This is a genomic window from Aneurinibacillus danicus (genome assembly GCF_007991215.1).
GTDB classification, from domain to species: domain Bacteria; phylum Bacillota; class Bacilli; order Aneurinibacillales; family Aneurinibacillaceae; genus Aneurinibacillus; species Aneurinibacillus danicus.
Genome location: NZ_BJXX01000207.1, coordinates 1 through 8,221, shown reverse-complemented (window position 1 = coordinate 8,221; position 8,221 = coordinate 1). Strand labels below are relative to the sequence as shown.

The window sequence follows — 8,221 nt, the reverse complement described above, 5'->3', positions numbered from 1 at the left end:
CTCTCTTTTCCCTCCTACCGTAAAAGTCAGCTATCTTTCCTTTCATTTTCAGCAGTGTTTCAAGGCGGCCCAGAAAATGTAAGTAAAATACCGCAATTGAAGAAGTGCACAATTACGTTGAATATATTTATTTTAATTTTTATAATTGACAGAATGTTTTAAGATATAGTAATATGAAAGCGTTAACTATAATCTATATTGATAAATTCAGTATGCAAATCGATTGTAGGTCGAAGAGAAATAAATGGTAATCGTGTTAAAAACCTAAATATGAATATGGAGGTCAAGGAAAATGCTCAAAAAGTAGGTAAGAGTGCAGTTTACTTTATAACTGATATACCAGATATTAGTTTTTAGCTTATTAAATATTGATGGTGGGGAAGGAAGATAAAGTAACTGCAAGTTGGGTGGCTAAACAACTTTATCATGAGTTTCTTACTACCAAGTTTAGAGGTTATTACGGACTGTGAGCATTGGTCGACTGACTATAAAGAAGCTCGATGATAGAAACCGATCCATCTTAAGTTTTTTGAGTGTAATTTATGATTCTACATGGAATATCACTTTCGTTTTATTTGCTTGTTCGAAAAGTTCTAATAGATAAATCTTTTCGAACAGGTATTAATCATAAAAAATGAAAGGGGTTTCATAAGTGAAAACAAAGTTCTTTGCAATTGCTTGTTGATTGAAAACACAGGGGGAGCTTTTAAAAAAAGGAGTGATGTAGTGAAGGCGATACTTAATAGCAAATTGGTAAGATAAAACAATTTTTCTGATGTATCAGATATTAGTTCCTGTCTTCTTTACACAAATTATGGGGGAGAATATTTATTTCGAAATTGTAAAAAAACTTCTATGAACGGCTACATTTTGGTTAATAAATTTATTTATCGAGGGAGGAATAATGATGGAAAATACGCGTGTGTTAATGGTGAATGGAACTATCTTTGACGGCCGGGGAGGAGACCCCGTAAACGGGGCCATTATGATTGAGGGCGATAAGATTGTCAGCGTCGGTTCCACAGAAGCCTTTTTGCAGGAGGTTGCTGAGGAAGTACCCCGTATCGATCTTGGTGGGCGTTTCGTTATGCCAGGTCTTGTTGAAGCGCATGCCCATTTATCCTATTACGGGGCGAACAGTGTTCAAGATCTTGATCTGAATTCTCCAGTTGAAGAAACAGTAATTAACGCAGTTCTTAACGCGAAAACTATGCTCCGTTCTGGTTATACATCGGCAATTAGTTTTGGAAGTATATCCCGGATAGATGTTGCTATTCGCGATGCGATTAACGCCGGAAAAATTGAAGGTCCCCGCTATCTTGCATGTGGACGAGATGTGACCGCAACAGGAGGTATGCCTGATTGGAATCCTGATTATTTAAAGCTGGGAATGGAAGGGTTAGGAATTAAAGCGGATGGGCCGTGGGAGTTAAGAAAGGCAATACGAAGCATTCGCAAGAACGGGGCAGATGTAGTTAAGATTTATATCGATGGAGAAGGAATGCTTGATAACGACTATCCCGGTGAATTAGCGTATACCGAAGAAGAAGTATGTGCTGCTGTTGACGAGGCACATCGCCGCGGTCTATTGGCGGTTTGTCATGCACGCGGGGCGGAAGCCGTAAGGATAGCGGTAAGGGCTGGAATGGATATTATTGGTCACGCAAATGTGCTTGATGATGAAACGGTAGAACTCCTAAGGAGCGTAAGGGATCGAATCTTTGTAGTACCGGCTATTGAATGGCATGTAGGACTGTACGAACGCGGTGCAGAGTTTGGGGTTACAAAAGAATTTCTAGATGCTAACGGATATCAGGAAGAAATAAATGAAAGCATTTCTAGCGTTAAAAGGCTGAAAGAAGCCGGTGTGCGTGTTCTGCCAGGCGGAGATTTCGGCTTTAACTGGTCACCGCATGGTACCTATGCTCGCGATCTCCAGAATTTTGTCGAGTATTTCGGATATACTCCCAAGGAAGTTCTTCTTGCAGCAACCAGGGATGCTGGAGCCGCAATGAAACCTCGAGGAATGATCGGAACACTGGAATCAGGTAAGTTTGCCGATCTCATTGTAGTTGAAGGTAATCCTTTGGAGGACGTAAGGATTCTTCAGGAAAAAGAACGAATCGTCGGGGTAATGAAAGGTGGAAAATGGTATCACAACGACTTCGTCAGTTCCATACAACCAACCGTTAGTAATTTAGTTTAACAAAAGCGGGTTACTACATTTTATACGGTTAATGTCGGCACAAGGGCCGACATTAACCGCATAGGTTTAAGTGTTAGTGTGCTAAGTTAGCGATTTGATTTCTGATTAAATGGATTATTTACATTATTATAAATTTATACTATAATCTGATATATCAGATATTAGGTGTTAGTTTTTAGCTTCTTTATATAAATTTATGGGAGGGAAAATATTATGAAGTCTGCTGCGTTATTGGGATTGACCGGGCAAGGTATAGAAACAGCAGGTGAGATTTTGTCTAGTATCTTGCAGTCACAAGGGTATTCTCATCGGGCATGGAGAGATTTCTCCACAATTATTAGAGGGGGACATACCGCATTTGAAATTTATATTTCTGAAGAAGGTGAAGAATCTCCCCCACCACGAATAGAAGCTATTGACATAGCAGTAGTATGGGATGATGAGGGAGCAAAACGTTACTTACCAAGAGTAAAAGATAAAGGCCTGTTATTCGGGCCATCGACTACTACGCTTGTACCCGAAGAGAATCGAGAGGAATCCCCAAAACTAGGATTTAATGTTTGGAGTCTTGGAATTATTGCCGGTTATCTCGGTATACCCTTTTCTCTAATAGAGGAAGCCGTAAACGCCCGATTCCGTGGTGAATCAAACAATAAATTAGCCCATCGTGGATATCTTTTAGGGCAATCTAAAGCTAAGGATATCTTAAAACCTTCCTCCCTAAGCAATGTGACAATTTCGGGCAACGATGCTTTGTGCCTGGGTGCTATTGCTGGAGAGGTTCGACATTACTTCGGATATCCTATCACTCCTGCCTCTGAAATTTTAGAGAACCTTTCCAAATGGCTTCCGCCGATCGGTGGAAAAACCTATCAAGTCGAAGATGAAATTGCTGCAATTCATGCTGCGATTGGTGCTAGTTTTGCCGGTAAAAGGACATTTGTTGCGAGCAGTGGTCCTGGGATCGCACTCATGACAGAAGGGATTAGTTATCTTGGTGCTACTGAGATTCCTCTTGTTATTATCGATAACCAACGTGGGGGCCCTTCAACTGGAATGCCAACCAAAACGGAACAAAGTGACCTCCTACATCTTCGCTATGCTGGTCACGGCGAATTTGCGCGGATTTTACTTTCCCCAACAAATGTACTTGATTGTATTGTTGTGATTCAAGAAGCCCTTAATCTGGCCGACTATTATCAGTGCCCGGTAATTATTGCCCTTGATCTTGATCTTGCATTACGACGTATCTCTATCCCGTGGTCTTCCGTAGAGAAAGCCATTCGTAGTGTAGCTGTTGACAGAGGTCCGACTCTTACCGAATCAGCTCCTTTAGAAGGGTACGTGAGATATCGTTCTGTTGATGGCGCACCCCCAATTCGAACAATCCCTGGCATTAAAGGTGGGGCTTATGTTGCTAGTGGAGATGAGCATGATGAAAGGGGATTTATGGAGCCTAATTACAAAGAAGTGCGACACACGCTGCACATGAGACGATTGCATAAGACAGATCACATACAATATAACCGACCGTTATCAATTGTAGGTAATACAGAAGCTCCAGTTGCTATTGTGGGAACCGGTTCAATGGGAGAGCTCATTGAGAACATTGTGAATCTTCATCCTGATAAATATGTTGGTGTTTTGCTCCGTCAATTACATCCAGTTCCAATGGAAGAGATATCAGCTGCCGTATCCAATGTGAAAACAGTAATTGTCGCCGAATATAATGCAACAGGACAAATACGATCTATTATTGAACCTGCTCTTGTGGACAAAAATCTACATTCCCTCCTTCGATTTGATGGTGAGCATTACACACTGGAAGAATTCGAGAATTCCTTGAACGGTATTGAGTCTAATCAAAATGAATTAATTAGGGGGTAATGTAAATGCCAGAATCACTTACTATAAAAGATTATTCGAATGGGAATACACCTACGTGGTGCCCAGCGTGTGGTGATTTTTCAGTATTGAAATGCATCCAACGCGCGTTATTTTCTCTACAAATTAGTCCGGAAAACACTGTCTTAGTTTCAGGTATAGGTTGTAGCGGTAAGATTGGACATTATTACGGTGGATACAGCATTCATGGAACACATGGACGTTCTTTGCCGATTGCACAAGGAGTTAAAGCCTCTCGACCGGATCTAACGGTCATTGCAGCAGGCGGAGACGGAGATGGATATGGTATTGGTGTAGGTCACCTTGTTCATGCCGCCAGACGAAATTTGAACATTACTTATATCGTAATGGACAATGGAGTGTATGGGAACACAAAAGGACAGACGTCACCAACGAGCCGAGTGGGGTACCAATCCTCCACAACGCCGTTGGGGAACCCGGATGTACCTGTGAATCCGCTATTGTTGTCCTGGGCTTCTGGTGCTTCTTTTATTGCGCAGGGATTTTCGGGAGATGCTAAACACCTTGAGAACCTTATTATAGAAGGAATTAGACATAACGGTTTTTCTTTAATAAATGTTTTTAGTCCATGTGTCGTTTTTAATAAGTCCCAAGGCTATGATTTTTATCGTGAAAATATTAGCTACAAAGAAAATCCGGCGAGCACTCCTCAGGAGTATGTGGGGATACTTAGCCAGCCTTCAATGCCTGTAGGAGTGCTGTGGAAATCGTATAACAATGATTCGATCGAACCTGCTCAACAAACAAATAATGGGAACAATGATATTGTAGCGTATCTTCGTTCTAAACTTGTATAACTTTGAACTTGATTGAGGAAAGGATTTTCCTTTCCTCTGGCTCTATTTTTTTAACTAAGAATTTAGTTAGATTGTAGGAGGTGTTTATTTTATGAATTACCAATTTGATTTTAAGAACAAAATTGTTGTAGTAACCGGTGCAAGCAGGGGAATTGGAAGAGATATCGCAGTTGGCTTCGGTTCGTTAGGTGCTAATGTAGTGTTGGTTAGTCGTAACAAAGATCAATTAGAAGAAACAGCTTCTTTAGTAGAGGATGCAGGGGGAGAAGCGATTGTTATTCCTGCAGATTTATCAGTAATAGATACTATTCAAGAAGTAGTAGCGAAAATCAAACAAAATTACCCCAGAATTGATGTATTGGTAAATAATTCAGGCGTCACAAGAAGAAAACCATCAACGGAAGTGACGGAAGAGGATTGGGATTATATTATGGATCTCAACCAAAGATCGTACTTTTTTATGTGCCAAGCTGTAGGGAAAGAAATGATTCATCAGGGTTACGGAAAAATTGTGAATATGGCTTCAGTAGGTGGGGTTGTAGGGATAACCAACTCAGCTCCGTATAGTTCAAGTAAAGGGGGAGTTGTATTACTCACCAAAGTTTTGGCCAGTGAGTGGGCGAAATATAATATCCAGGTAAATGCTGTTGGACCAGGATACATTAAGACAGAGCTAGTCGCTAATGCCATAAAGGATCAAGAGTTTTTAAATACCATAATTTCTCGAACGCCAAGTAAGCGATTAGGAAATCCTGATGAGGTTGTAGGTGGTGTTCTGTATCTTGCTTCCGATTTAGCAAACTACGTAACCGGCCATACATTGATGATCGATGGCGGTCTTACCGCATATGGGGTCTAATTCTCGGAAGTTTGTTTGGATGAATTCATAGAGGCAGGTGCACCCTGTTTATATATTGAAGATTGTAAGTTAGGCTGACGGGGGCGTAGCGGTTTATCGAGTTAAAGAACACCCTAACTTTAAAGGTGAGTCTAAAAGTGGTATTTTAATTACAAGGTCTGGTTAAAGTCTCAATTCTGGCTGTCCCCCGCAGCCTAGCTGTTTAACAAAGGAAAGTAGGGTGATGGAGTTAGATGATCAAACGGGTGCAGTTCGATAATCGCAACTTATATGAGCGAGTGTATATTTATTTACGGGATAAAATTGTCCTTAATCAATTGCCACCTGGATCTAGAATTAATTATGAAGAATTAATAGAGGAACTAGGGGTGAGCAAGACGCCTTTACGAGATGCAATAAATCGTCTGCAACAAGAAGGGTTAATCGAAGTAAAACCGCGATCAGGAACCTTTGTGAGTATACCAAAAGTCAAGGATATAATAGAAATTTATGATGTCCGGAAAGCTTTAGAAAGTCAAGCTGTTCAATTGGCTAGCCAGAGAATCCCAAAAATCGAATTGGAATCGTTGTTACGTGAAGCTGAACATGCTGAAGCAGAAATTAAAAATGGGAATGTAGAGTCATTTTTTCAAGCTGATAGACGATTGCACCGAACTATTATTCAGTATTCGGATAATCGACGATTGATAACATTTATGAACACGTTGGAATTGCAAATCAAATGGTTTGGTATTATCATTGCAAAAAATTCTGACAGGCCTCTGCAGGCTAACGACATGCATAAAAGATTTTTGATAGCAATGTATAATTCAAAAATAGATGAAGCTAAAAAACTAATGGAAGAACATATAGAAGAAATTAAACTTTATACGGTTGCTGATTATTCATAAGATGATTATTCATTGAAATGATTGAACTAGTTGACGCGATAATTGATTTGTTTATTTTTAAGCATTTGACAGGAGTGATGAGTATGTTCGATTTTAGTCCAACCCCTGAACAACAAGAAATGATTGAAAAAGCGACCGCATTTATGGATGAATACGTCTATCCCAATGAAAAATATATGGTTCCACACCGCGGTTTACCGGAAGATATTTTGCGGCCGCTGCAGGCACGCGTAAAGGAAATGGGACTGTGGGCTGGCCATATGCCGAAAGAAATCGGCGGTATGGGCATGGGATTCGTTTCTCTTGGCTTACTTTCAGAAATTATTGGAAGAAGCCCAATTGCTCCCTATATTTTCGGTTCCATGGCACCAGATGCCGGGAATTCGGAGATTCTATGGCATGCCGGAACACCTGAGCAGAAGAGAAAATATTTAATCCCTTTAGTCAACGGAGAAATTCGCTCCTGTTTTGCCATGACCGAACCTGAAGTATCTGGTTCTGATCCTACAACCCTACAAGCTCGCGCAGAAAAGGATGGGAACGATTGGGTAATCAATGCCCATAAATGGTTCACAACGGGTGCGATTGGTGCCTCCTTCTCCATTGTCATGGCGGCCACTGATCCCGATGCTCCTCCCCATAAGCGATTCAGTATGTTCATCGTGGACGCCGACAATCCAGGTTTTGAAATTGTTCGGGAGATTCCGATTATGGGAGATCATTATACAGGGGGTCATGGTGAGGTTCGTTATACCAATTGTCGCATTCCGGCTGAAAATATGCTTGGAAATCGTGGGGAAGGTTTCAAATTGGCTCAGTTGCGTCTAGGACCTGGACGTATTACGCATGCTATGCGTTGGATTGGCGTAGCCAAACGGAGTTTCGATCTGATGGTTGATTACTCTCTTCGCAGAGAAACCCGAGGGAAAAAATTGGCTGAATTTCAAACCATACAAAACTTTATTGCCGACTCAGCCACTGAAATTGAAGCTGCCCGTTTAATGACTTTGTACGCTGCATGGAAAATGGATCAGGGGGATCAAGCACGCAAAGAGATTTCAATGATCAAATTTTTTGGTGCAAAAGTTTTGCAAGATGTCATTGATCGCGCCATTCAAGTTCATGGGGCGCTCGGTATTACAGCTGATACACCACTGGAGGGTTTTTACCGAGAAGCTCGTTCCGCACGTATCTACGATGGCCCTGATGAAGTCCATCGCATGGTAGTGGCGAAGCAAATCCTAAAAGCATTCCAGGCAGAGAGGCAATTGGTATGAGTCAAGAATTGTATCCGCTTTATATGGGCAAAAGAAATGATCCTGGTAATGAATCAAGATGAGGCTTTATAATTATCGTAACATTCTTAATTTGTACGCTAAACTAAAGTCGATTTTTCTCAGTGCGGGAAAAATCGACTTTTCTAATAGCAGCCGCTGAAATAGAAAATCTAATTTATCAGCATCAGCCGTGTTGATTTGTTTTCTGCCGGTACGCGAGGTGTTCGCAGAAAACCACCATGGCATCTCAGCCGCAACCCCGACAT

The 8,221-nt window shown here is 41.2% G+C and carries 7 protein-coding genes; 6 read left to right on the top strand and 1 reads right to left on the bottom strand.

Annotation, left to right across the window (positions count from 1 at the left end; translation table 11 throughout):
• The first annotated feature begins 904 nt into the window (after nucleotides 1-904).
• The 6 genes from ADA01nite_RS20385 to ADA01nite_RS20360 all read left to right on the top strand — a co-directional run bounded on the left by ADA01nite_RS20385 (nucleotide 905) and on the right by ADA01nite_RS20360 (nucleotide 7,955).
• On the top strand, nucleotides 905-2,206 hold the full coding sequence (locus ADA01nite_RS20385; protein WP_146812272.1) for a metal-dependent hydrolase family protein: 1,302 nt from the start codon (nucleotides 905-907) through the stop codon (nucleotides 2,204-2,206).
• Nucleotides 2,207-2,419: 213 nt separating this feature from the next.
• Complete coding sequence (locus ADA01nite_RS20380; RefSeq protein ID WP_146812271.1) at nucleotides 2,420-4,093, top strand: 2-oxoacid:acceptor oxidoreductase family protein; 1,674 nt, start codon at nucleotides 2,420-2,422, stop codon at nucleotides 4,091-4,093.
• Between the two features lie 5 nt (nucleotides 4,094-4,098).
• Nucleotides 4,099-4,929 (top strand): thiamine pyrophosphate-dependent enzyme, encoded by an 831-nt coding sequence (locus ADA01nite_RS20375; protein WP_146812270.1) that lies wholly within the window; start codon nucleotides 4,099-4,101, stop codon nucleotides 4,927-4,929.
• Nucleotides 4,930-5,020: 91 nt separating this feature from the next.
• Nucleotides 5,021-5,788 (top strand): SDR family NAD(P)-dependent oxidoreductase, encoded by a 768-nt coding sequence (locus tag ADA01nite_RS20370; RefSeq protein WP_146812269.1) that lies wholly within the window; start codon nucleotides 5,021-5,023, stop codon nucleotides 5,786-5,788.
• 233 nt (nucleotides 5,789-6,021) lie between these two features.
• The gene (locus ADA01nite_RS20365) at nucleotides 6,022-6,678 is read left to right on the top strand and encodes a GntR family transcriptional regulator (protein ID WP_146812268.1); all 657 of its coding nucleotides are present in this window, start codon (nucleotides 6,022-6,024) and stop codon (nucleotides 6,676-6,678) included.
• 17 nt (nucleotides 6,679-6,695) lie between these two features.
• The gene (locus ADA01nite_RS20360; protein ID WP_246147439.1) at nucleotides 6,696-7,955 is read left to right on the top strand and encodes an acyl-CoA dehydrogenase family protein; all 1,260 of its coding nucleotides are present in this window, start codon (nucleotides 6,696-6,698) and stop codon (nucleotides 7,953-7,955) included.
• A gap of 72 nt (nucleotides 7,956-8,027) precedes the next feature.
• On the opposite strand, the gene ADA01nite_RS22460 is transcribed toward ADA01nite_RS20360, so the two are convergent.
• The coding region (locus ADA01nite_RS22460) for a hypothetical protein (protein ID WP_218029595.1) at nucleotides 8,028-8,221 on the bottom strand (194 nt) is incomplete at its 5' end.

Excerpts from the sequence above, each read along its gene's own strand:
- ADA01nite_RS20380 (WP_146812271.1), top strand. The coding sequence starts at position 2,420 with ATGAAGTCTGCTGCGTTATTGGGATTGACCGGGCAAGGTATAGAAACA.
- ADA01nite_RS20385 (WP_146812272.1), top strand. The coding sequence starts at position 905 with ATGATGGAAAATACGCGTGTGTTAATGGTGAATGGAACTATCTTTGAC.
- ADA01nite_RS20375 (WP_146812270.1), top strand. The coding sequence starts at position 4,099 with ATGCCAGAATCACTTACTATAAAAGATTATTCGAATGGGAATACACCT.
- ADA01nite_RS20360 (WP_246147439.1), top strand. The coding sequence starts at position 6,696 with ATGATTGAACTAGTTGACGCGATAATTGATTTGTTTATTTTTAAGCAT.
- ADA01nite_RS20365 (WP_146812268.1), top strand. The coding sequence starts at position 6,022 with ATGATCAAACGGGTGCAGTTCGATAATCGCAACTTATATGAGCGAGTG.
- ADA01nite_RS20370 (WP_146812269.1), top strand. The coding sequence starts at position 5,021 with ATGAATTACCAATTTGATTTTAAGAACAAAATTGTTGTAGTAACCGGT.